Source organism: Paenibacillus gorillae (genome assembly GCF_000513275.1).
GTDB lineage: Bacteria > Bacillota > Bacilli > Paenibacillales > Paenibacillaceae > Pristimantibacillus > Pristimantibacillus gorillae.
The window spans coordinates 15,478-39,611 of record NZ_CBVJ010000103.1 but is presented as its reverse complement, the minus strand read 5'-3'; the positions used below and the strand labels follow the sequence as shown (position 1 = coordinate 39,611).

Genomic DNA, 24,134 nt, shown 5'->3' with positions numbered 1-24,134 from the left:
TACACGCTGGTCGTCACCGATACGGCGGGCAATGCAACAACGATCAATTTCACTATTGATAAAACAAAGCCAGCTGTTACAGGCGTAGCGGACGGAGCGATATACAGCTCCGATAAGACGATCACTTTTGATGAAGGAACGGCAACGTTGAACGGAGCCCCATTCACAAGTGGTTCGACTGCTTCTGTAGAAGATGATTACACGCTGGTCGTAACCGACGCAGCGGGCAACGTTACAACTCTTGCTTTTACCATCGACAAAACAGCTCCGGTAGTTAGTGGTGTGACTAATGGCTCCAGCTATAATACGGATCAAACGATCACGTTCAATGAAGGAACAGCAGCTTTGAACGGCAATCCATTCGTAAGCGGCGCAATTGTCAGCGCAGAAGATGACTATACGCTCGTTGTGACCGATGCAGCAGGCAACGTTACAACCGTTTCCTTTACGATCGATAAAACAGCTCCGATCATTACTGGTCTGACTGCGGGAACAAGCAGTTATACGAGTCCGTTAACGATTGGATTTAACGAGGGCACGGCTACCCTGAACGGCCAGCCTTTCCTATCTGGAACGAGAATCGCGGTATCCGGCGACTATACACTGGTCGTTACCGATGCGGCAGGCAATCAGTCGACCGCTGCATTTAGTTTGAATATCCCCACTCCGCCGGTCCAACCGCCTGTGCAGCCGCCCGTTCAGCCCGGAACTGGACTGGAGATTGAGATCAATGGCGTTAAGCTGAATGATCTTGGGAAAGGAACAACGGTCGTAATTAACGGTAATAAAGTGACAACGGTAACCTTCGATGATACGAAATTGTTGCGTTATCTGGATACCTTGCCGAAAAATCCGTCTATTGTGATTCCGGTTTACAATAATTCTGATCGTGTTCTTCTGCTCTTAAACGGTCAGCTTATCAAAATATTAAATGATAAAAATGCAGCCATTCAGATTAAAACAGAGCTTGCCTCTTATACGCTTGCTGCCAATGGTATCGACTGGAGTCTTATTGCGAAGGGTTTTGGTTCAGAGGATGCGCTGCGCAATATGGCAATTAATATTGAGATTGCCAATGTTCCGGCGAGCGAGCTCGTACCAGCCGCAAGTAAATTAGGGAAAGCCAGCTTCGTTTCGCCGGCAATTGATTTCAAGATAACGGCAACACATAGCAGCAAAACCATTGAAATTAACAAGTTCGTCCACTTTGTTGAGCGGGCGATCGCCATTCCGGAAGCGGCAAATTTGGCCGGTAAGACTCTAACGGGCGTTACGATTGCTAAAGATGGTAAAATCGCGCCCGTACCTACTCGAATCGTGAAGGAGAATGGAAAATCCTTTGCCGTCATCAATAGTCTGACGAACAGCGTCTACGCTGTTATCGCGAACGAAAAAACGTTTGCCGATATTCAGAAGCATTGGGCAAAAAATGATATTGAGCAAGCAGCAGCCAAGCTGATCGTCCAAGGCGTATCTGAAACAAGCTTCCAGCCGAACAAGCAAATTACCCGAGCTGAATTCACGGCGATGCTGATCCGGGCTCTAGGATTGCATGTATTCGAACAGCCTGCGAGCTATGCGGACATCAAGAGCGGGCAATGGTATTACGAGACGGTTTCTATTGCGGAGAGCTATGGATTGGTAACGGCAAGCAAAGGCGGCCTGTACAATCCTAACGAGAAGCTAAGCCGGGAAGACGCCATGGTGCTGCTGGCCAAAGCCATGAAGCTTGCCGGCATGGAGACAACGATCACGGACAGTGAAGTAACCAAACAGCTTGAACCCTTCAAGGATGTCAACTCGCTGGATTTGTCTGCAAGAGAAGCAGCTGCACTGAACATCAAATACGGGATTATCATCGGCAATCAAGGACAGCTTAAGCCGGATGACGTCATTACACGCGCGGAGACGACTGTTATTTTACAACGTTTCCTTGAAACGGCAAAACTAAGCTAAGCTAGATGAATCATAAACACAGATGCAAAAGGTAGTGGCTCATTAGCCATTACCTTTTCTTTTAAGTCATTGAAAAAGCGACATGAACAATTTAAGCTCATTTTGAGGAGGAGTGATGACGGAATGAACATTGAAGCCGTTTATGGGCAGTTTCCGATTCTCCAATCGGATGATATTCTATTGGGTAAGATTGAGGTTCGTCATCTGGACGAAGTGTTCCAAATCTATGACAATGACACCGTATTTGAATTTTGCGGCATTATTCCGAAGCATAATAAAGATACGGTCAAAAGTATGATAAGCCATTTCGACAGAGACTATAATAAAAGGTCCAGAGTGAAGTGGGGAATATTTGCAGCTGCTGAGCCTGATCGGCTGCTTGGTATTATTGAGGCAATGGACTTTAACCAGAAGGTAAATGCTGTGACGGTTGGCTACTTTTTAGCGGAAGCGCATTGGGGCAAAGGAATCGCTACGGATGCGGTGACACTATTGCTCCAGTTTTTGTTCAACGATGTCAGCGTCAACCGAATTCAGGCTGAAGTGATGCCTGACAATGCGGCTTCCAAGAAGGTATTGCTCAAGAACGGCTTCATTAAAGAAGGAACATTAAGGCAATCGGCTTTATGGGCAGGTAAAGGTATTGTCGATTTAGAAATATACAGTATTCTTAAAGAAGACTATCTAAGAACATAAGGAAGTGTGAAGCGATGGATTTAGAAATGGTTATGCAGGAGCTGGAAGCGCTAGGCAAGGAACGTACCAAAAAAATCTACCAATCCAACGGCGCGCATGAGCCGCTTTTCGGCGTGGCTACGGGTCAAATGAAGCCCATTTTTAGAAAAACAAAAATAAACCAGCCATTGGCAGAGCAGCTTTATGCGACTGGTAATTATGATGCTATGTATTTTGCCGGGATCATTGCAGATCCGAAAGGGATGACGGCAGCGGATTATGACCGTTGGATCGACGGAGCTTATTTTTATATGATATCTGATTTTGTTGTTGCAGTTACACTGGCGGAAGCGGACATTGCGCAAGAAGTAGCTGATAAGTGGATCGCGAGCGGCGAGGAGCTGAAGATGTCTGCGGGCTGGAGCTGTTACTGCTGGCTATTAGGGAATCGCCCGGATGACGAGTTTTCGGAGAGCAAGCTTGCGAATATGCTTGAATTGGTGAAAAATACGATTCATGATTCACCAGAACGAACGAAATATTCGATGAATAATTTTGTCTATACGGTAGGGTTATCCTATGTGAAGCTCCATGATCAGGCGGTGCAGACAGCGAAGGAAATAGGTCCGGTAGAGGTTGACCGGGATAAGAAAAAAAGCAGTTTCTTGATTGCTTCCGAACGTATTCAAAAGGCGGTTGATAGAGGGGCTATTGGTTTCAAGCGTAAACATGTAAGATGCTAAATTCACTAAAATAAGAACCAAAACAATAGGCATCGGTTCGCGGCTGGAGATCAGGCTGCGTTCGGGTGCTTCCTTGCATTTTTTGAACGGTATTTGTTTAGGCGGACCCTATCTTGAAATAACTTGCTTGACGTGGAGTCAACTCCACGTATTAGGCTATTGAAGCAAGGACAACTGATAAGGGAGGCAGCAACAATGAAATATCGGATGTTAGGATCGACAGGTATATCGGTTAGTGAGATCACGCTTGGGGCAATGATGTTGGGTGCCATGGGGAACACGGATCATTCCGATTCGATACGAATTATTCATAAAGCTTTGGATGAAGGGATTAACTTTATCGACACGGCCGACGTTTACTCCATGGGAGAATCGGAGGAGATTGTTGGAAAGGCGCTCAAGGGCCGCCGGGAGCATGTTATTCTTGCTACGAAATTCGGTTTGCCAATGGGTACAGACCGGAATCAGCAAGGCGGGTCCGCTCGATGGGTTAAACATGCGGTGGAGGATAGTCTGCGCCGGCTGGGCACAGATTACATTGATTTGTATCAGATTCATCGTCCGGATTATAATACCGATATCAGCGAGACACTGTCAGCGTTGTCTGACCTGATCCATGAGGGCAAGGTGCGGGCGATCGGGTCCTCGACCTTTCCTGCCGAGGCAATCGTTGAAGCGCAGTGGGCGGCGAAGCAGGGAGGCCATCACCGGTTTCTGACGGAGCAGCCGATGTACTCGATCTTTACGAGAAAGCTGGAAGGTGCTGTTCTGCCGGCTGCTCAACGTTACGGAATGGGCGTTCTTACCTACAGTCCGCTTAACGGCGGATGGCTGTCCGGGCGTACAGATCCTCATGCAAGCCATAGGGCTACAGGCAGACCGTCAATGTACGACACGACCAATCCGGTTCTGCAGCCTAAAGTAGATGCGCTTAGAAAAGTTACAGCACTCGCAGAAGAAGCAGGCATTTCACTGCCGCATCTTGCACTTGCCTTTGTTCGCTCGCATCCGGCAGTGAGCTCGGTCATCGTCGGCCCTCGCAAGATGGAGCAGTTGGAAAGTCTGTTGAGCGGAGCGGATATTGAGCTGAGTGAAGATATACTTGACCGCATTGATGAGATCGTGCCCCCGGGTACAGATATTAATCCAGCCGACAACTACAATGCCGATCATCCGGCGCTTGCTAATAAACAGCTTCGCCGCATATAAAAAGCAAACTGGCTGTGCATAGCTATGAGTTGCATCTCCATTACAGGACTAGCCTGACAATGGAGATGCAACTCTTTTGACTATGTATGGCTGTATATAGAGGGGGAGCAAGATGGCTAAGCTCGGAATTGCTGAAGTATCCAAAAACTCGGGACTAAGTTATGACACCATACGTTATTATGAGAAAATCGGATTGATACCGCGGGCAGTTCGTAAGGAGAACGGTCAATTGGAGTTTGATGCGATCATTCTGGACCGATTATTTTTCATTAATTGTTTGAAACGCACGGATATGCCTCTGAAGGAAATTCAGCGGTATATGAATTCGGTGAACAAACAGGAATCGGAAAACTGTTATGAGATCCTTAAAGAGCATAGGCGCAGCATCGAGTCTCAGATGAATGTAATCAATGAAACACTGAAAATTATTAACTATAAAATCGATAATTTCGAACGTTTGAAAAACTCTCAAACGGCTGAGAGAATCGCACACGCTAATGATGATACTTTGGACGAATCGCAGGAGCGGCAGGATTGAATGATACGAATTGGACTCGAAATCTAATCTTACAATGGAATGAATCCGATAAAATAAGGTATAATGGATTTTCCATTTATTTATAGTTTTCGACAGAGAAAGCAAAGTTAGGAGTCCAATATCTTGCCGAGTATACGAAACAAGACGGAGAAGTGGAAGATTTTTATCATAGTTGGCTTAGTTATTATGATTCTAGTAGGCGCCAGAATGGCATGGCTCTACTCGTTCCAGAGCAAAGAGCAGCCGCCTATTATAAACGGTCAGTTGGATTTGCGGAACTGGGATGTTGCGAAGAAAGGAACGATTAGGCTGGATGGGGAGTGGGCATTTTACCCGCGTCTGTGGCTAATCGGAAACGACAAACATCCGGCGGCGTTTTCTGCCGGGGAACCGCAAATGCTCCTTGTTCCGGGCGGCTGGAATAGCGCCATGGAGCCGGATCACCCGACTCCGTTCGGCTATGGCTCGTACCGGTTGCGTATTCTCGTAGATCCGGCATTAGAAACGACCTATAGCATCAGCATTCCAAGTGTCCGGAGCTCTTCTGAGCTGTATGTGAACGGCAGACTCATTGGCGAGTCCGGCCAGCCTGCGGAAAGTGCTGAAGAATACCAGGCGAAAAACATTCCATACTCCGCTTCCTTTACAGCTAACGGCAGCGATGTCATTGAGGTTGTCATTCAAGCGGCTAATTATGATGACGCCCGTAGAAGCGGTATTATCCGGTCATTAAAGCTGGGGACGGAGGTTTCTGTTGTCCATGAGATACAGCTGTCTGTTTCTTTGCAGCAAATGGTGATCGTTGTCTTTCTTATGCATGCGATCTATGCCCTCATCTTGTTTTTTCTCGGAACGAGGGACAGGGGCTTGCTGTATTTCGCTCTGCTCGTGTTCAGCGCCATGTTTATTATTATGTTCAGCAGTGACGAGAAGCTGTTCAGCTACTGGATTCCGCTAAGCCTGGAGTGGGGCTTTAGGCTGGTCCATCTACTAATCATAATCACAATCTACGCGCTCTTGCTGTGCTTAATGCATCAAGTGCCTGCCAACTGGAAAAAGGTCCACCTTATATGCGGCATAATATTAGCGGCCGGAGTTTTGCTGATGCTGGTACTGCCTGTCCGTTATGTCGTTGCGGTCTCGCCTCTGTACCTTGTTATATTTGGCGGTTCGGTTATTATGACGATGGTTGCTCTGATTCGTACTTCGTTCAAGGAATTAAAGGAAAACATTCTGCTGCTGCTGTCCCTTATAGCGTTCGCGAGCCACATGTTATGGTGGGGATTTTTTGCTGCTGAGCGGTATTAAAGTGCTGTATTATCCATTCGATCTTATTGTATCGACGGCATGCTTGTCTTCCGTTTGGTTCCGGCGGTATTTCCAGGTTCATTCGGAGACCCGGAAGCTGGCGGCGAAGCTGCAAGAAACAGATAAAATGAAAGATCAGTTTCTAGCGAATACTTCGCATGAATTGCGGAATCCGCTTCACGGCATTCTTAATATTTCACAGGCGGTACTAGAGAGAGAGCAGCATTCATTAGGTGAGAAAAGTATTAAAGACCTGGGCACCGTCCTAGCGGTAGGAAGAAGAATGTCGACGGTGTTGAATGATCTGCTCGATGTCATGCGCCTCAAGGAAAGCTCACCACGGCTGCAGCTGCGGAGTTTTTCGATTCATACCGTTGCTGGCGGTGTACTTGAAATGCTTCATTACATGACGGAAGGCAAGCCGGTCAAGCTAGTGAATGATATTCCGGAGCATTTCCCATCCGTCTATGCGGATGAAAACCGGGTCATTCAGATTCTATTCAATCTATTGCATAATGCCATCAAGTTTACCAATGAAGGAGTCATATCGATTGGCGCGCAGGTGAGACATGGCAGGGCATACATAACGGTCAAGGATACGGGAATCGGGATGGATGAGAAAATGCAGCGCAAAGTATTTGAGCCGTATGAGCAGCTCCACTCCGAGATGACGATGATTGAAGGGGGATTTGGGCTGGGGCTCAGCATATGCAAACAACTGGCTGAGCTGCATGGAGGCTCGATGAAGCTGCATTCTGTCCAAGGTGAAGGCTCGGCGTTTACTTTTAGTCTGCAGTTGTCTGATGGAATGGAGAGCGAGATGGAGCCAGGAGTTGGTGTAGTGCTTGCAGCTGCGGAGCTGGCAGCAGCGAAAGTTGCAGTCCCGCCTGCTTCTGAGCTGGCTTCGCCCGAGTTCATTGTAGAGCAGCCGTCCGTGCTCTTAGCCGATCGGCCCAGAATAGTGGTTGTCGATGACGATCCGGTCAATCTGAAAGTGATCAACAGCATTTTATCCCATGAGCAATATGACATCACGACCGTTACAAGCGGGAAACAGGTGCTCGAATTACTGGATGTGAAGGAATGGGATCTGGTCATCTCCGATGTGATGATGCCGCAAATGTCCGGATATGAATTGTCGCGTACGATTCGTCAACGCTTCTCGATTACGGAGCTGCCGATTCTGTTCCTGACGGCAAGAAGCCAGACGGAAGACATTGCTAATGCCTTCTTAGCGGGGGCAAATGATTATGTAACCAAGCCGGTTGAGGCGCTGGAATTAAGGTCGCGAGTTAAGGCGTTAACCGAGGTTCGGCAATCGGTGCGCGAGAGGCTGCGAATGGAAGCAGCCTGGCTGCAGGCGCAAATTCAGCCTCATTTTCTCTTCAATACATTGAATGCGGTAGCTGCTTTAAGCGAGATTGATACAGAGCGAATGCGTGACTTGATCGAGGCGTTCAGCAGTCATTTGAGAGATAAATTCAAGCTCGAGAATATGGACGAGCTCGCACCGGTTGAAGAAGAATTAAGCATCGTCCGTTCTTATCTCTATGTGGAGAAAGAAAGATTCGAAGAGAAGCTGAATGTGGTCTGGGAGATTGATGAGAGCAGGGGATTGAAGATTCCGATGCTGACGATTCAGCCGCTTGTTGAGAATGCGATTCGACATGGCCTTATGAAGCGTTCGCGGGGCGGCACGATAAGCATTCGGCTGACAGACTTCGACACGCATGCTGAAATTACGGTTACTGACGACGGTGTAGGGATGGACGAACAAACGCTGGAGCGTATTCTCGTCAAACAATCCGATCATACTTCGGGAATTGGGCTGCTCAATACGGACCTTCGGTTAAAGCGTCAATTTGGCAGGGGGCTTCAAATTACAAGCGAGCCGGGCCGGGGGACAGCGGTATCATTTATCGTTTACAAATGAGGAAGGCCACTGCACAGACGCAGCTGAATAATTGTGTGGTGTGCTACGATAAAAGTGCAGTCGGAAAATACCATCGTATATAAAATGAAAGCTGACGAGGGGATGAGAGACAATGAATTACACTTCAAATCCAGGAGGCTGGCCGCCAACTTTTAAACGCAAAAGAATGCTGCAAGCAGCAGCTTAGTAGCATGGGGTCTGGGTGAGGGTGTTTTCATTGTGGATTTACCAAACCATGGCTCGGCTCCATATAGAGTATTAGTGAAGACACTTGGAAGGGTGTCTTTTTTCGATTTTCCATCCAGCTACCTTCATCCCAATGCAGGAATATACTTACAATCCATCGAATTCCCTAAATGTTAAGTCAAAATACGCGAATACAGAAGGAATAGCTATGGAAGAAGAAAATTATCTTATTTTAGTCAAAGGTAAGGATCATACCTCACGAATTACATCCTATAACCATCTGGATTCCATCATAGAGTTAACTTACCTAGATTGCCTTGAATCAAAATCTTATCCTATTAGCGATGTAGTTATTCTCAATAATCCTTTTATTGAAGAAATAACTAAAAAACAAGCGGTATTCCTTCGGGGTAACCCTTTGAGCAATGTTATTCGAGTGATGAATTTCGGACCAAGGATTCGGATTTTTTTCGCAAATGGGAACTACATTACGTGTGAAGCGGACCATGTTCGAATTGAGAGTAGTGGTGTGAAGGACTCTGATGCGCTGAAGGTCATGGAGTATTGGCGTGCTATTTCTGTAAATATCAAGAGCGGAGAAGAGCAGCCAGAGATGGACGATTTTCTAAAAAAATGAGTTTGCCAAACTCAGCTTTGTACACCCGGAGAGTGTACTGAGCCACTATGTCAATGGGGTCCCGGTGAATGCAGATGTGTCTACTGAATTACAACACATCTTCCCGTTCAGGTACAACCTGAGCCAGAAGACAGCGCTAGATCAAGCCTTGCGCAGTAAGATCAGTATTATTGAAGGGCCGCCGGGTACAGGCAAAACTCAAACCATTTTAAATATATTAGCCAACTTGGTTGTCATGCAGCAGAAAAGGGTAGCTGTAGTCTCGGGCAACAATGCGGCGGTGCAGAATGTGCGCGACAAGCTGGAGGCGGAGGGTTATCCCTTTTTGGTTGCAGCGCTTGGAAATAAAAAGAATAAGGATATCTTTTTTGCGAACCTGCCTATTGCCGAGGTCTCCGGTTGGGAGAGTGAGTTGCCTGAAGTGGAGCTGCTGTCCAAGGTGCAGGAGTTGGATGGCCGCACTACCCGGCTGATGGAGCTGGATGTGGAGAAGGCGCGTTTAAAGCAACAACTGTCGGCGTATGTGCTGGAGCAAAAGCATTTTGAGAACTACTTCGCCAAGCAGGATGTTGAGTCTTTAGAAAAGTTGTCATTCTATCGTGAGACGCCGGAGCGGATGCTTGAGTTTATGAAGGATAGCCACCTTGCGTTGAGGAAAGGTAAAGAGAATAGCCTTTTATACAAGTTCAAACTGTTTATTAAACATGGGTTCACCGAGTATAAGTACTTGAGGGAACAGGGGGCAGACGTAATTCTGAATGTCCAGCGGAAGTTCTACATTCTACGGATGGAAGAGCTTTCAGGCCGGATTGACCAAATTGAACAAGAACTTCAGTCTGCATCGTATCAGTCTTTAATGAAGGAGCACCAGCAGTTTTCAGCACAGCTTTTCCGGCATAAATTGTATGAAAAATATCGTAATCTTCCCCGCGTGGAATGTAATGCAAAAGATTATCAGTTAAGCAAAAACTTTAAGTCATTCATTGATTATTATCCGATTGTACTAAGCACGACTCATTCTTTACGCAACTGTGTTCCGGCCAATGATCTGTTTGACTATGTCATTATTGATGAGTCTTCACAAGTGGATCTGATTACTGGCTCGCTTGCACTATCCTGCTGTAAGCGGGCAATCATTGTTGGTGACACCAAACAATTGCCGCAAATTGTGAGTAAGGAAATTGAGAATGTGGTTGGAAATGCCGCATCTGCTGGCGTGGGCAAAGCTTATAATTATTTTCAGCATAATCTGCTGTCCTCAATGCTTGCCCTATACGGTGATGATATTCCCAAGGTGATGCTTAAAGAACACTACCGTTGCCATCCCCAAATCATTCAGTTCTGTAATCAGAAGTATTACGAAGGTGAATTAATAACTTTCACGGCTGAACAAGATTCTGATGTACCGCTTCTAATTTACAGGACTTTGCCGGGCAATCACTTGCGGGAAATTACCCGAGGAGATAAAAAGGGAAAGTTCAATCAGCGGGAGCTAGATGTTATTGAAAGGGAGATACTTGCAGGTTGGGAGCAAGTGGCGATTGGACAATCGGATATCGGCTTTGTCACCCCTTACCGAAAGCAGGTGGAGAAAGCAGCGGGGCAGTTCACCGACGATATTGAGAGCGACACGATACATAAATATCAAGGTCGGGAGAAGCCAATCATGATCATGTCTACAGTGTTGGACCAGACCCGTTCTGGCAGAAACGGTATGAAATTTATAAATAATCCATGCATGATTAATGTGGCGGTCTCCCGTGCGCAAAATAAGTTCATTCTGGTAACGGACCACAACTTGTTTAGGAAGTACGGTAACGAAATTGGCGATCTCACGCGGTATATGGAATATAGCACACTCGATGAAAATGTGGTGGAGAGCGAAATTGTGTCGATATTTGATTTATTGTACAAGGAATATTCGGATAAGCTTCGTGCATTCAGAGAACGTTCGAGGGGGTTTAATGCGTCCAAATTCAAATCAGAGAATCTAATGGAAGCATTGCTTACGGAGCTTTTGCAGGAACCGGCTTATAGCGGATTTATGCTTGGCAATCAGGTTCTTTTAAAGAATCTATTCAAGAATGTAGACAGATTGGAAAACAGTGAGCAGCAGTATATCAGGCATCGGGCTTCTGTTGATTTTGTCATTTATCATAAGCTGGATAAGACAGCGGTCCTTGCCATTGAGGTGGACGGAGTTGAGTTCCATGAGAATAAACCGGAACAACTTAAACGGGATAGAATGAAAAATGATATTTTTACAAAATACGAACTTAAGCTAAAACGATTTGCAACGAATGAGAGTGGGGAGGAGCAGAAGATCAGGGAACTACTGGATGCTATTGTGCAATCAAGCTGATGCACACAGTGTCCTGAAAATCCATACTATATTTTCTGAAATTCCTTTCCATCAAGGGCTTAAGGCTCTTTTTTTGGAAAGAGATTCTAGACAGGTTAATAGAAGAAAGGTATAGTCATTCATAAAATAAACCCGTAATTTTAAAACTTCAACTTTCGGAGCATGAAATCGGCAAACAAGCCTTGATGTAGCTGGGCAAAAGTAATCCATTGGTGGAGTTGACGCTGAATCGGATTTGAAAGCTTTTTGCCCACCTTTGAGGCGATTTTGTTGATCAAATCAAGCAGTTATTGTAAAGCAATCGTCGAATCTATCTTACCGACTTCATAGCACAGTAAATAAAACAAGCCACTACAGGAACGCGCATCTGTGCTTTTCCGATGCTGCCAAGCCAGCAGGATATATATCGTGAAAACACAATCGTGGTGTGGTTTATCAACAAATCATAGAACAGGGCTTATTACAATTTCGTTCTCCAATGACGTAAAGTACAGATGAGACAGTAATGTCGATTGCGTCTTAGTGGCGTTATTGTCTGTTCTTTCTTTTTGCTTTTTTGATGAAGATGGGTACAGAAGGATTCAGTTAATCATAAGTTGATCCAATATTTTGAAATAAAAACGGACAAAGAAGGGAGGTTCATTTGATAAAGGCCAAATCAAGTGGCTGGATTCCATTGTGTCAGTACTGTTAGGTTGCATCTTTTGAAAATACTGACGGCTGTTGTGTTATAATAAAAGCATTCTGGTTAATTTTGGAGGGAATATGCCGTTTCCAATAGATGAAAAATTTGTTGTTGCAGTTGCTTCAAGCGCTCTATTTAATCTTGAAGATTCGGACAAGGTTTTTAGGGAAAAAGGAGAAGAGGAATACCGCAAGTATCAGCGTGAAAACGAACAAGTTGTTTTCGAACCGGGGGTTGCATTTCCACTTATTAAGCGTCTGCTTATGATTAATGGAAAGGAACCGGATGATCAGCCTGTTGAGGTTGTACTTTTATCAAGAAATGATCCGGATACGGGTCTTCGAGTTTTCAAATCTATAGAACATCATGGGCTTTCGATATCTCGTGCGGCGTTTGTAACTGGTTCAGATCCGTTTGTCTATATGGATGCATTTAATGCATCGGTGTTTCTCTCTGCCAACCCTGAAGATGTGAGAAAAGCTGTGAGCAAGGGGCTTCCTGCTGCCCAAGTTCTCCCGACAATGTTTGTGGATAATGAAGAAGAACCTGGCCTCCGAATAGCATTTGACTTTGATGGAATAATTGCTGATGATTCATCTGAAGGAATCTTTAAAAAATTAGGTATGGAAAAGTTTCATGAGAATGAGAAGCAAAAAGCAAATGAAGCACTCCCTCCCGGTCCGTTATTTAAATTTTTCGGTGAAATTGCTCGATTACAACATCGTGAATGGGAAAAGAAGCACCAAGATGAAAATCACATTCCACGTATTAAGGTAGCAATTGCAACAGCGAGAAATGCACCAGCGCATGAACGAGTGGTTACTACATTACGAAATTTAGGTATTAATGTAGATGAGGCATTTTTCCTAGGAGGAGTAGACAAAGGAAGAGTGCTGAATGTATTTCGACCACACATTTTCTTTGACGATCAAATAAGTCATATTGAAGGAGTATCAAGTATTTCTCCTTCTGCCCATGTTCCTTTTGGAGTAGCCAATAAGGATGAGGTTAAGCCACCTCCCCCAATTTCTTAATCAGCACGTTACGGTGAATTGTGGTTTTGCACAGCCACGGTTCGCCTCCACCATATGAATCCACAGCCGCACGAGGTTGTGGATTTTTGGTGTTTTGCGATAAAAGTTAATTGTTCGAAAAGGGACAATGAGGCTCAAATAATCTTTTTAGATTCTTTTATACTACAAGCCCTTTGCCCATATTTTATTGTGCAACTTAATGTAGACGATCTATTGGCTGAATGAGAGAAGGGAAGCTGCCAATAACGGTGGAAGATTCTTTTGTGAAAATTGATGAAAATAATCAAATGCAACGTATTTTCAGTGCCTTTCCACGTATTTTCTTAACACTTTTACTGTACACTTGCAGGGGTGGACAGCGAAAGAATATTTGGCCGAGAGGCCAAATAGAAACAATGTAAAATACGATAGGACATAAGGGGCTGAAGGAATGTCTTCGCACAAAATGCAGGTTAATTCAACAGGATGGAAAAGGAATGTGTCGTTTCACTCTTTTAAAGTTAGAATGATAAGCATTTTTCTTTTAATATCATTAGTGCCTTTGTTGTTTAGCTCCATCTTCTTTTCCTCATATTTGAAGAAAATCATCGTTCAAGAGGTTCACACGAAGGAAGAGGCTGTTGTTGCAGCTAATCTTGCAGCCATTGAATACTCGATTCAGCGCAACATTTCCTTCTTAAAAGAGATAATTGCGAGTAACGAGGATATTAAGAGCGGCAATGTTTCTGGAATTATAGACTATTTTAAGAAATTGGAAAACTCCAACAAGGAAGTTGAGCAATATGTATACGTGAATAAGGAGGATATAGCCTTTACGACAGCAGGACAGCAGATTCCTGTATCGGAGCGTAATTACATCATACAGGCGAAAGCTACCAAGCAGCCGGTCGTTACCGATTTGCTTGTAAGTAAAGCCACCGGCAACAATATTATCGTTATCTTCGTTCCGATTCTCGACGAGCAGAATAACTTCAAGGGCGGTGTTTTCAGCCCTCTAACTACGGCCAATCTTGATGTATTTACGAATACAATTAAAATTGGAAAGAGCGGTTTCGGTTACTTGTTGTCGCCTACCGGTATGCTTTTAACCTATCCTGATCCGGATAAAGTTGGAAAAAGCATTAATGAGGCGTTGACAGCGGAAGAAGTGGCCCAGCTTGAAGCAGTTGCTCTGAAGGATAGCAAAGGGATATTCAATGTAACTCATAAGAATGGACTGGAGCAAGAAATCAGCTTTGACACGATTCCATCCACGGGGTGGCGTTTGCTCTCGGTCGTTCATAATGACGAAGTTTATGGCGCAATTCAAACCGCTAATAATCTAGTAATCTGGTTAACCGTCGTTACCACGCTTGTAGTGGCGGTTATCGCTCTAATGGTTTCTCTAAGCTTGACCAAACCGATTCTTAGAATAACAAATGCTGTAAAGATATTGGCCACGGGCGATTTGACTCCGCGTATATCCCTTGTGCGTAAGGATGAGCTTGGCGAGCTTGGCGACAATTTGAACCTGATGGTGGATAGATTCTCCAATATTGTGGGGAAAGCCAGCTATGCCGCAGAGCGGGTGGCAGCTTCATCGGAGGAGCTGACGGCAACGGCAGTGGATTTGGTATCCATATCCAATCGCATCGTGCAATCGACAGAAGATGTGCTTAGCGCGGGGGAGATCCAGGTGCAAGGAGCAGAGCAAACCTCTACTGCAATGGGAGAGATGGCGGCGGGCGTACAACGAATTGCGGAATCTTCATCTATGGTAACAGAGGTGTCACAGAGCTCGTTGCAGGAGGTGCAGAACGGTGTTGGCACAATTAACCTGGTTGTTGAACAAATGGGATTGATCCACACATCCGTCTTGCATTCAGCAGAAGATATGCGGACGCTTGAAGCATTCTCGCAGCAGATTGGTGACATTGTCTCCACTATTAGTGATATTACAAGTCAGACGCAGTTGTTAGCGCTCAATGCTTCCATCGAGGCTGCTCGTGCCGGTGAGCAAGGCCGTGGATTTGCAGTCGTAGCGAACGAAGTAAAGAAGTTGGCGGAACAGTCATCGATCGCCGCAGCGGATATCGGCAATTTAATTCAAGAAGTACAGAGATCTACTGCTAAAACTGCAGAAGCAATGAATAAAGGCGTGCAGGATGTCTTCAAAGGATCGGAGCTCATTAATGAGGCAGGGGATGTCTTCGGCCGGATATCAGAAACTTTCCAACATATCTCCAATCAAATTCAGGAAGTGTCGGCAGCCTCGCAAGAGATGTCAGCCGGGACAGAGGAAGTATCGGCATCCATGAGCGAGATGGTGAGCATGACAGAAGGGACACATCGTCATACGCAAGACATCTTGAAAGGTTCGAAAAAATCAGCTAGTCTCCATGGAAGAAATATCTGCTTCAGCCGAAGAGTTAAGTTCTATGGCTCAGGAGCTGCAAGAGTCGCTGGCGCAGTTTACAACTAAATAAGCAACATACTGCATGAAAAGGCGAAAATCGACCAGAAAGCAGAAATAGCGATGCAGGGATAAACTCCCCGCACCGCTATTTCCTGTTTTATCTTATAATTTATTTAGAAAATCCATCGATGACCGAAGAAACCGACACTTATAAATATACAGCACCAGACAAACGCACCAATGGCTGCGATTACTAAATAATGACGGAACTTGATGCCGATTACACCGGCCATGTAACAGGTTAAGTGACGAACACCTGGAATATAGTAGCCGAAAACGATGGTCCAAGGCCCGTATTTCTTAAACCATTTTTCCACCTTCTCCAGTCTTTGCGGTGTCAGCCGAACCCACTTCCCATATTTCAGTAATAAAGGCTTGCCGACTTTATTGCCGAGCGTAAAGGAGACTATCATTCCTGTCATCGTTCCTAGGAAGGCCACCAGCACTGCGTCATAAATGTTCAGCACGTAGGTTGAGGAGAGATAGCCAATTAGAATCATCAATGTTTCATCGGGGACCGGCAATCCAATGATTCCTAAAGTGAGTAAACCGTAAATCGCATAGTAGCCGTATTCTGCGATAATCATTTCTAGATTGTCCATGCCTTGCCTCCGTTGAATGAGCGACTGTATCGTACAGAAGAGTGTAGATATTACTTATAGTATAAAGTATTTTGTCGATATAGGCATTACGGCCGGTTTAAATCTTGTTGAATTTCTGTTTAATTCGTGGGTTTGGTTAATTTGTTTGGGGTAGATGGCAGAGAGAGGAATGATCGTTCTGAAGATTGAGATAGCCGAGGATAATTGTAGGGCATTAATAAAAAGTGAATTTCATCGAATAGATATAGAACAAGAAGAAGATCAATCTATAATTGCTCAGTATTGTGTTGGAATGTTGGACGTTTATTCGCACAACTTATCGGTTGAGGATGCTGCAAGATTATTATCATCTTATCAAGAACACAACTTAAAATACGAGGACCGATTTGTGAAAACCATAAGCACATTATTTCAAAAAAAGTGGACAGGAGGTCTTAGTTTATTTTCCAGATATTTATGAATATGTTGATTTAAATGAAATTAGACAGCTAGATTGTATGGAGCTTATTGATCTCGAGTATCAAATTATAAAAATAAAGTGTATGGATGATTTAGATAAAATAATAAAATTGTCTACGAGAGAACTTATATTCTCAAGTTTCTTTTTCATGAAAATAAAAACTGTAGTATTGGGCAATTATGAATTAAGTTTTCCAGTGTACTGTAAGGATAAAGAGGGCTTGGTTACAGTCGAAAAAATAGCTGTAGATAATGGGTTGTTTATTAGAAAGTAAACTAGCCACAAGTATCGAAAAATATTCCAAATGATTTAATATAGAAATAGTGCTATCAAGTCTTATATTTATTATGGAGGGGTATCAATGAATGATAAATTTGATAACGATTCAGAGAAGTATCGAGTGATCCCCCATTTTAAAGTTGAGAGGCTGATCATCACCTATTTCGTAATTAGTGTGATGGTGTCTGCATGTATCAGTTCATTTCTTGCGTTAAGTGAGGCAAGTAACTGGGGGATATCCTTTATATTTTATTGCTTATATGCTTTCCCTACGATCTTCTTGTTTGGCGGACTATTTTCATTTCTCATCGAACATAAATGGGGAACGCCGCTAATTGTAAAACGAAATAGGATTTTTAAATACATGTATAAGCTATTTCTCTATGTGATCGCGGGTTTTATAGCTATCAATATATTCTGGCTAACTATAACGTATAGTATGCCTAGCTTCACATCCTTTAAGGAGTTTTTTCTCATTAATGATCTAGGAATAGCTGGAGCATTATTGTTTTATCATTTTCTATTGTTATTCCATATCACGAGCATCTTCAAAACGCGGAGCAGGGAGAGAAGTAATTATTAAAACTAAACTGAAAATGAGAAAAGCCAATATTATCGCAATAATTGGAATAAGTAGCTGGACTATTTTAATAACCGCTGTAATCACGATGCTTGTGAATGCCAGCTCTATTGTGGATGAGACGATTTCAAGTAGTATGAAGACGTTCATTTTAATTCTTTTTGGAGGCACATTTATTTGTTTTGTCCTGTCATTTGTTGCTTTCGTACAAGCAGTCATCCAATATCGGAAAAATAGTATAGTAAGTTTTATGTATTTGGCTGTTTTGAATGCCTCTTATTTATTAGCTTTTACTTCAATGATAATCTTTTATTGTTACACTGCTTTTCAAGCAATGATGGGAATTTAGACTGGTGTTCGGAGGGATACTATGAGTACTCAAACTAATGAAATATTCGAGTTGATACAAGCTGCGGTAAAGAAGTTCATCTCTGCTTCGGCTGCTGTAGTGGAGATTGAGAGCGCGCCGCTGCATCTAGGCTTCCAGGCAGTTGATCTATCCCGGCATCAAGTGGTACTCGAAGATGAAGGAACAAGGAGAAGCGTCTCACTTATTACCAAGATGGCGAGCCGTACGGAACGTCTCATCCTTCACCGATTGTTTTCACAGTCAGCTAACGTTCCCTTTAGCCATACAAACGATATGGACTCTGAGCATCGGGCACTTCTATGTATTCAGAATGTGGACGAGCATACAGACTATCAGAACCTGAATATCGATTTGCTTCAAAAGAAAGAAGCGGCCGCTTTAGCCTACATCCATCAGTCAAATCTAGGGTGTAAGGAACAACTGTTATGGCTTCCAGCGGCAACTCGTGATCATGCTGAGCAAATGCTAAATACACGGTGGAGACCGTCTTGGGAAAAGGCCATACAAACCGAATCATTCATCGAAGCATTCGGCGCTTATATTCCTGAGGTTGAAGCAGCTGCCGCCTGTATAACTGCTGATCTTGAAGTTGTCCTGAACGACGAGAGCTCGCATACGTTAATACATAATGACCTTAATCCCGGAAATGTTCTCGTACATAATAATGATGACGTTTATTTCATTGATTGGGAGGAAGCCAGATACGGTTCCCTTTACCTCGATGTTCCGTTAAGGCTCGATATAGTCCAGGCAAGGGACTACCTTGACGAATTGTCTTCTCATGGAGTAGTGCTGCCAAGCGCAAAGTTTGAGTCACAGTACAAAATTGCAGCACGCTATTTGGGCCTCCGTTTCATGGCATGGAATCTCGGCGCATGGGCCCATGATTTGCGAGCCAAAGAGGGGCTCATCAAGTATTTGAAAATGGCGACTTCATAAGCCTCTCTCCTTCACCTTCATCTACACCTTCACCCGGTACCAATACCGATACATTTCGGAATAGCCTAGTTTCGAATAAAGCCGCAGGGCAGGCGCATTATTTGCGAGAACTTGCAAATGACTATATACTGCCCCCTTTTCTTTCCCCCATTGCAGCAGATGCAGAATCATCTGCTCCCCAAAGCCCCGATTGCGGAAGCTTGCATCTGTCACAATATCGAATAACCCGATATAGTCCCGCTCGATGACGCCAAGGCCGCACGCGACTACCTGTCCCTCATAATATAACGATATGAATCCCTTTGTCGTATTAATATTGGATAGCATCCGCTCCATCACGCTCTTATAGCTTTCCGGAGTTTGGCTAAGCTTGAAAAAATGATCAAGCCATTCTGCAGTTAATGTTTCATCGATCCGGACTTGATGCTGGTCAGGCTCTCTAACCCCGTCCAGCCTAACGGCCTTCACGATTGAATGATCAAACGTGTTATAACCTTTCTCCTCCAACGCTTGATCGAGGTGTGCCGGATGGACAAAGGGAGTGATCCTGTAAATCGCCGGAAGAGAATGGGCCGCATACATCTGCTCACATTGCTCGATTTTTTCATCCAGCTCGAAGGTCGAATAATGAATAGGGTTGATGGAGTTGGCCCGTTTCGTATAGCCATTAGCAAAGCGCAGCACCCACCCGTCATAGAGCAAAGTGGACAAAGGCTGCCAGTTGTTCAGACATAATTCTTCAATCGATTTACCGTCCATCGTAGAGTCTCCTTATAGTCATTTTGAATAATAATACTTTAATATGAATAAATATACAATACTCATTTATAGATGTTTACTACCTCCAGCCTCAACAGTAATCAATTTTTTCGCGAAAACAGTGCTTAATTCATTCTGCGTTCACATGATTGTGATAAGCTCTCTCTTGTAAGTGAGGAGTTCATTATTCACAAAATATACTGAATGCTGGAGGCTTATCATGTCATCATCGATGAGGAAAATGTACGCGAAAACAATTTTGCTGGCGCTGCTAATCACAGTGCTGGGCACGAGTTTGCTAGGAAATCAGACGCCTGCGTCTGCTGCAGAGCAAACCGCAACGGCGGCAATAACGTCGGAACTGGAGGGCGCAGCTGACATCAATGACAGTACGAAGCTGGCTGCGTTCATTGACGGCATTATGAATGTGCAAATGGAAAACTACAAGATTCCTGGCGCGGTCATCGCCATCGTCAAAGACGGGAAGACGGTGCTTGCAAAAGGTTATGGACATGCCGATATTGAAAAAGGTACGCCTATCGATCCAGAAACTAGCCTGTTCCGCATCGCTTCAACAACGAAGCTGTTTACATGGACGGCTGTTATGCAGCTGGTCGAGCAAGGCAAAATCGATCTCGATGCCGATATTAACTCCTATCTGAAATCGATGAAGGTCCCCGACACGTACTCGCAGCCGATTACGATGCGCCATCTGATGACGCATACTGCAGGCTTTGAAGAAGGCGGTGTCGGCTACCAGATTACGACCGATCCGGCCAAGCTGCCGGGCTCGATCTCGGAGACGCTAACCAAGCATAGGCTGGCACGGGTGAACCCTCCCGGCGAGATGATGTCCTATTCCAACTATGGTACGGCGCTTGCCGGACTTATCGTCGAAGAAGTGAGCGGAATGCCTTATAATGACTATATACAGAAAAATATTTTCGACACGCTTGATATGAAATACGCTTCCGTCCAAGAGCCTGTCCCGGCTGCGCTTAAGCCGCATGAGGTAATCGGCTACGCAAGAGATGGCGGTAGCTATATCACTCAGCCTCCTACGTTCGAAGGCGGCTTCCGTCCCGCGGGATCGGGGTCTGTATCGGCAATCGATATGACTCATTTCATGATCGCCCATCTTCAGAATGGACGTTATGGAGACAAGCAGATCTTGAAGCCGGAAACGGCTGAGCTGATGCATTCACCTGCTTTTGTATTCCATAAAGGCATGCCGGCGCTGGACCTTGGATTCTATGAGCTGAAAATAAACGGACTGCGCATTATTTCGCACGGCGGCGCTGATCCTTTGTTCACGACAGAACTGCATCTCATTCCTGAGAAGAAATTCGGTATTTTCTTATCCTACAGCGGGGGCGAAGGGTCGCTTGCTGCAATGGGCTTGACCAAAGCTTTGCTGGACCGTTACTATCCGGCTCCCACAGTGAATCTGCCTCCTGCAAGCTCGACACCGGATGAGTCCTTGCAAAAGTATGCGGGCTCGTACCAATTCGTACGCCGCAATCATACGGCTATTGATAAGTTTTACAGCTTTTTGGCGAAAATGAGCATTGGCGTAGCTGGCAACCGATTAACAATTGGCAGCGGGGCTGAGCAGCAGACCTACGCTCCGATAGGCGATGATCTATTTCAAAGTGAGGAAGGCAATCTAATCGCTTTCCGCACGGATGAATCCGGGAAAGTCACGCATCTATTCATCGATTTCCTGTCATCCGAGCCGCTGGAGCGGGCACCGCTGATCAATCAGACGAAGCTCTGGTTTCCGTTGCTGGGTCTTTCACTAGCCCTGTTCGTCACTGTATTGCTTAGCGCCATCTATCGCCGCCGCGACATTAAAGCAATGCCAGTTATGCAAAAGTGGGCAGTCCGGCTATCCGCGATTACTGCCGGCTGGGCCATCGCAACTAGCCTCGGAACGTTCGTCATCGTGCTGAACATGGGACTTATAGACAGGCTAAGCCGGATTACATCATCATTAAATATCTTTCTGTTCATGCCGATTATACTCGTTGTATTAACAGTGGCGCTTCTTGCGTTTAGTGTATTGGCATGGAAGAACAGCTACTGGACGCTGCTGAAACGCGTACATTACACATTGATTGCGCTGGCTGCTGTCGCTATGTGTGCGTTCTTCTATTACTGGAATCTGTTAGGCTGGCAATTTGGATAATGTAACAAGCCTCCACTCAGGAGGAATTTGACTCATAGTGGAGGCGTAGTTCCAATGGCAAAAATTCTGATCGCGGATGACGATGCGCGGATTCGCGAGCTGATTGCTTTATTTTTACGAAATGAAGGCTATGAGCTTGTGGAGGCGAAGGACGGTGCGGAGGCGCTGGCGATTGTGGAGAACGACGGGGTGGATATGGTCATTCTCGACATTATGATGCCTCATCTGGACGGCTGGGAGCTGTGCAGGGAAATCCGGAGCATCGATTCCAACATTCCGCTTCTGATGGTTACGGCCAAAGGGGAGTCTGCGCATAAGGTAAAAGGATTCCAGCTTGGAACGGACGACTATTTAACGAAGCCGTTTGATCCGATGGAGCTGGTCATGCGGGTGAAGGCGCTGCTCAAGCGATACCAGATCGTCTCGTCCCAGACCGTGCAGCTTGGCGGAATCGTACTGAATCGTCTCAACTACCAAGTCATTCGCGGGGAAGAAACGTTTACGCTGCCGCTCAAAGAATTTGAACTGCTGTTCAAGCTGGCGAACCACCCCGGCCAGATTTTTACAAGGGAGCAGCTCATTACTCACATTTGGGGAAAAAATTACGAGGGCGACGACCGGACCGTCGATGTCCATATTAAGCGGCTGCGGGAGAGGTTCACGGGCGATACGCATCATTTTCAGATTGAGACGGCCCGCAGCTTGGGCTACAGGCTCGTCCTTTCATGATCAAGACGTTATACGTACGTATCGTGTTCACCTTTCTGGCCGTTATTCTGTTCAGTCTGCTAACCTCTTTTCTTGCCGGAATGTTTTTGTTTCAGAAAGAAATCAACCATGCCGGACAGAACGATATGCTCGCTGCCGGCAAAGAGATGATCGAGCTTTATGAGCAGACCAAGCCTGTCGATCGCGGCCGGTTCATCGCAAGAATGGCGAATGTGTCTGCTTACCGGATTCATCTGTATGACACTTCCGGCAAAGTGACGATCTATGGCCCCAGCCATTCGGAGAATGCCGTCATTACGCCGGAGGCGATCCAGCAGGTACTGCAAGGAAAGGCGTACCGTTCTCCTATTGAACAGGAGCTGACGTTTGTTGGTCTCCCTTTCCCGTTCGATGGGGAAGAGCATGCCATGTTTATGCAATTCACCTCGCAGAATGAGAATGTATTCAACCGGATGCTGCTGCTCATCTTGCTGCTGGGGCTGTCGATCGGCAGCCTGTGCATCATCATCGCGGCGCGCTATTTGGTCAAGCCGCTCCAGACGCTGACGCAAGCAACGAAGCGGCTCGCCAAGGGAGATTTCGATGTCGAGATCAAGACGAAACGGGCGGACGAGGTTGGCGTCTTGACGCAGGGCTTCAACGAGATGGCAAGCGAGCTGAAGCAGCTGGAGCAGATGCGGCAGGACTTTGTCTCCAACGTCTCCCATGAAATTCAGACGCCGCTGACTTCGATTACCGGCTTTGCGATGGCGATGAAGAATAGCAGCCTCGTGGCGGAGAGCGACCGGAATTATTATTTGGACATTATTATTTCCGAAAGCGGACGGCTGTCCCGGCTGAGTGACAATTTGCTGAAGCTGGCTTCGCTGGATTCCGAGCATCATCCGTTCGAAGCGGTAACGTACAATCTCGTGGAGCAGATCAAGCAGGTCGTCGTTACCTGTGAGCCGCAATGGTCGGCCAAGAGCATCCGGGTCGATCTGGATATGGAGGATTCGGTGAAAATCACGGCGGACCGCGATCAGCTCAATCAGGTGTGGATGAACTTGCTCGGCAATGGCATCAAGTTTACGCCCGAGGGCGGACATATCGACATTGGGATTAAGCGGTTCGAGAATGAAATTTTGTTCTCCATCTCTGATACGGGAATCGGAGTTTCGCCGGAGCAGCTCGAAATGGTTTTCGAGCGGTTCTATAAGACCGATCCCGCAAGAAACCGGAGCGTTGGCGGTAACGGACTGGGGCTAGCCATCGCGAAAAAAATTTATCGCGCTTCATCATGGCAGCATCGAAATGAAAAGCCGGGTTGGCGAAGGCACGACAGTTGAAGTGCGGCTGCCGTTCCAATAGAGGATAATAGGAAGCTCAAGCGCGGAATCAGCGCTTGGGCTTCTTTTGTTTTTCGAAATGGAGATTTATTGTGCGCTATATTAGGGAAAGTTCTTCTCGCGTGCATAAGGAATACACACGAAGGACACAGGAGATCTTTATACTAAGTCTTGTTCCT

Annotated in this window: 17 protein-coding genes and 1 pseudogene; 15 read left to right on the top strand and 3 right to left on the bottom strand. The window is 45.5% G+C overall.

Features of this window, described 5'->3' with window-relative positions:
- From TY10_RS19510 to TY10_RS19475, 9 genes are all read left to right on the top strand, one after another.
- A partial coding sequence (locus tag TY10_RS19510; protein WP_042167087.1) for an S-layer homology domain-containing protein occupies window positions 1–1,956 on the top strand: 1,956 nt, incomplete at its 5' end.
- A 123-nt stretch (window positions 1,957–2,079) separates the two neighbouring features.
- Complete coding sequence (locus TY10_RS19505) at window positions 2,080–2,652, top strand: GNAT family N-acetyltransferase (RefSeq protein WP_042167085.1); 573 nt, start codon at window positions 2,080–2,082, stop codon at window positions 2,650–2,652.
- A gap of 14 nt (window positions 2,653–2,666) precedes the next feature.
- Entirely contained in the window at window positions 2,667–3,374 is a 708-nt protein-coding gene (locus TY10_RS19500) for a DNA alkylation repair protein (protein WP_042167083.1), read from the top strand.
- 195 nt (window positions 3,375–3,569) lie between these two features.
- The gene (locus TY10_RS19495; protein ID WP_042167081.1) at window positions 3,570–4,583 is read left to right on the top strand and encodes an aldo/keto reductase; all 1,014 of its coding nucleotides are present in this window, start codon (window positions 3,570–3,572) and stop codon (window positions 4,581–4,583) included.
- 112 nt (window positions 4,584–4,695) lie between these two features.
- Window positions 4,696–5,121, top strand: a complete 426-nt coding sequence (locus TY10_RS19490) for a MerR family transcriptional regulator (protein ID WP_052350653.1) — start codon at window positions 4,696–4,698, stop codon at window positions 5,119–5,121.
- A 123-nt stretch (window positions 5,122–5,244) separates the two neighbouring features.
- Window positions 5,245–6,429 (top strand): 7TM diverse intracellular signaling domain-containing protein, encoded by a 1,185-nt coding sequence (locus TY10_RS32305; protein ID WP_337588373.1) that lies wholly within the window; start codon window positions 5,245–5,247, stop codon window positions 6,427–6,429.
- Window positions 6,410–8,362, top strand: coding sequence for an ATP-binding response regulator (locus TY10_RS32300; protein ID WP_337588372.1), 1,953 nt, complete (start codon window positions 6,410–6,412; stop codon window positions 8,360–8,362). The genes TY10_RS32305 and TY10_RS32300 overlap by 20 nt, the downstream gene beginning before the upstream one ends.
- A gap of 394 nt (window positions 8,363–8,756) precedes the next feature.
- Window positions 8,757–9,185, top strand: a complete 429-nt coding sequence (locus TY10_RS19480; protein WP_042167079.1) for a hypothetical protein — start codon at window positions 8,757–8,759, stop codon at window positions 9,183–9,185.
- Window positions 9,186–9,249: 64 nt separating this feature from the next.
- Entirely contained in the window at window positions 9,250–11,547 is a 2,298-nt protein-coding gene (locus tag TY10_RS19475) for an AAA domain-containing protein (RefSeq protein ID WP_042167076.1), read from the top strand.
- A 148-nt stretch (window positions 11,548–11,695) separates the two neighbouring features.
- Here the strand turns inward: TY10_RS19475 and TY10_RS32610 are convergent.
- Window positions 11,696–11,995: pseudogene (locus tag TY10_RS32610) on the bottom strand (IS4 family transposase); the annotation flags it as partial.
- 317 nt (window positions 11,996–12,312) lie between these two features.
- On the opposite strand from TY10_RS32610, the gene TY10_RS19470 reads away from it, so the two are divergent.
- Window positions 12,313–13,266, top strand: a complete 954-nt coding sequence (locus TY10_RS19470; protein WP_042167073.1) for a 5'-nucleotidase — start codon at window positions 12,313–12,315, stop codon at window positions 13,264–13,266.
- A gap of 544 nt (window positions 13,267–13,810) precedes the next feature.
- Window positions 13,811–15,727 carry a methyl-accepting chemotaxis protein gene (locus TY10_RS19465; protein ID WP_162160643.1) on the top strand — a complete coding sequence of 639 codons (1,917 nt, stop codon included), beginning with the start codon at window positions 13,811–13,813 and terminating at the stop codon, window positions 15,725–15,727.
- Between the two features lie 107 nt (window positions 15,728–15,834).
- On the opposite strand, the gene TY10_RS19460 is transcribed toward TY10_RS19465, so the two are convergent.
- On the bottom strand, window positions 15,835–16,323 hold the full coding sequence (locus TY10_RS19460; protein WP_042167071.1) for a DedA family protein: 489 nt from the start codon (window positions 16,321–16,323) through the stop codon (window positions 15,835–15,837).
- Between the two features lie 1,689 nt (window positions 16,324–18,012).
- Here TY10_RS19460 and TY10_RS19435 point away from each other — a divergent pair.
- Window positions 18,013–18,951, top strand: a complete 939-nt coding sequence (locus tag TY10_RS19435) for a phosphotransferase (protein ID WP_042167058.1) — start codon at window positions 18,013–18,015, stop codon at window positions 18,949–18,951.
- Window positions 18,952–18,972: 21 nt separating this feature from the next.
- Here TY10_RS19435 and TY10_RS19430 read toward each other — a convergent pair whose 3' ends face one another.
- On the bottom strand, window positions 18,973–19,710 hold the full coding sequence (locus tag TY10_RS19430) for a GNAT family N-acetyltransferase (RefSeq protein ID WP_042167055.1): 738 nt from the start codon (window positions 19,708–19,710) through the stop codon (window positions 18,973–18,975).
- A gap of 220 nt (window positions 19,711–19,930) precedes the next feature.
- Between TY10_RS19430 and TY10_RS19425 the strand changes: the two genes are divergently transcribed.
- Genes TY10_RS19425 through TY10_RS19415 form a run of 3 tightly spaced genes read left to right on the top strand, consistent with a single transcriptional unit; the run spans window position 19,931 to window position 23,955 of the window.
- A complete protein-coding gene (locus TY10_RS19425; protein ID WP_042167053.1) occupies window positions 19,931–21,898 on the top strand; it encodes a serine hydrolase in 1,968 nt (655 codons plus the stop codon).
- 54 nt (window positions 21,899–21,952) lie between these two features.
- Window positions 21,953–22,627, top strand: a complete 675-nt coding sequence (locus TY10_RS19420; RefSeq protein ID WP_042167050.1) for a response regulator transcription factor — start codon at window positions 21,953–21,955, stop codon at window positions 22,625–22,627.
- Window positions 22,624–23,955: a HAMP domain-containing sensor histidine kinase gene (locus tag TY10_RS19415; protein WP_238327795.1), complete on the top strand. Its 1,332-nt coding sequence runs from the start codon at window positions 22,624–22,626 to the stop codon at window positions 23,953–23,955. The genes TY10_RS19420 and TY10_RS19415 overlap by 4 nt, the downstream gene beginning before the upstream one ends.
- The last annotated feature ends 179 nt before the right edge of the window (window positions 23,956–24,134 follow it).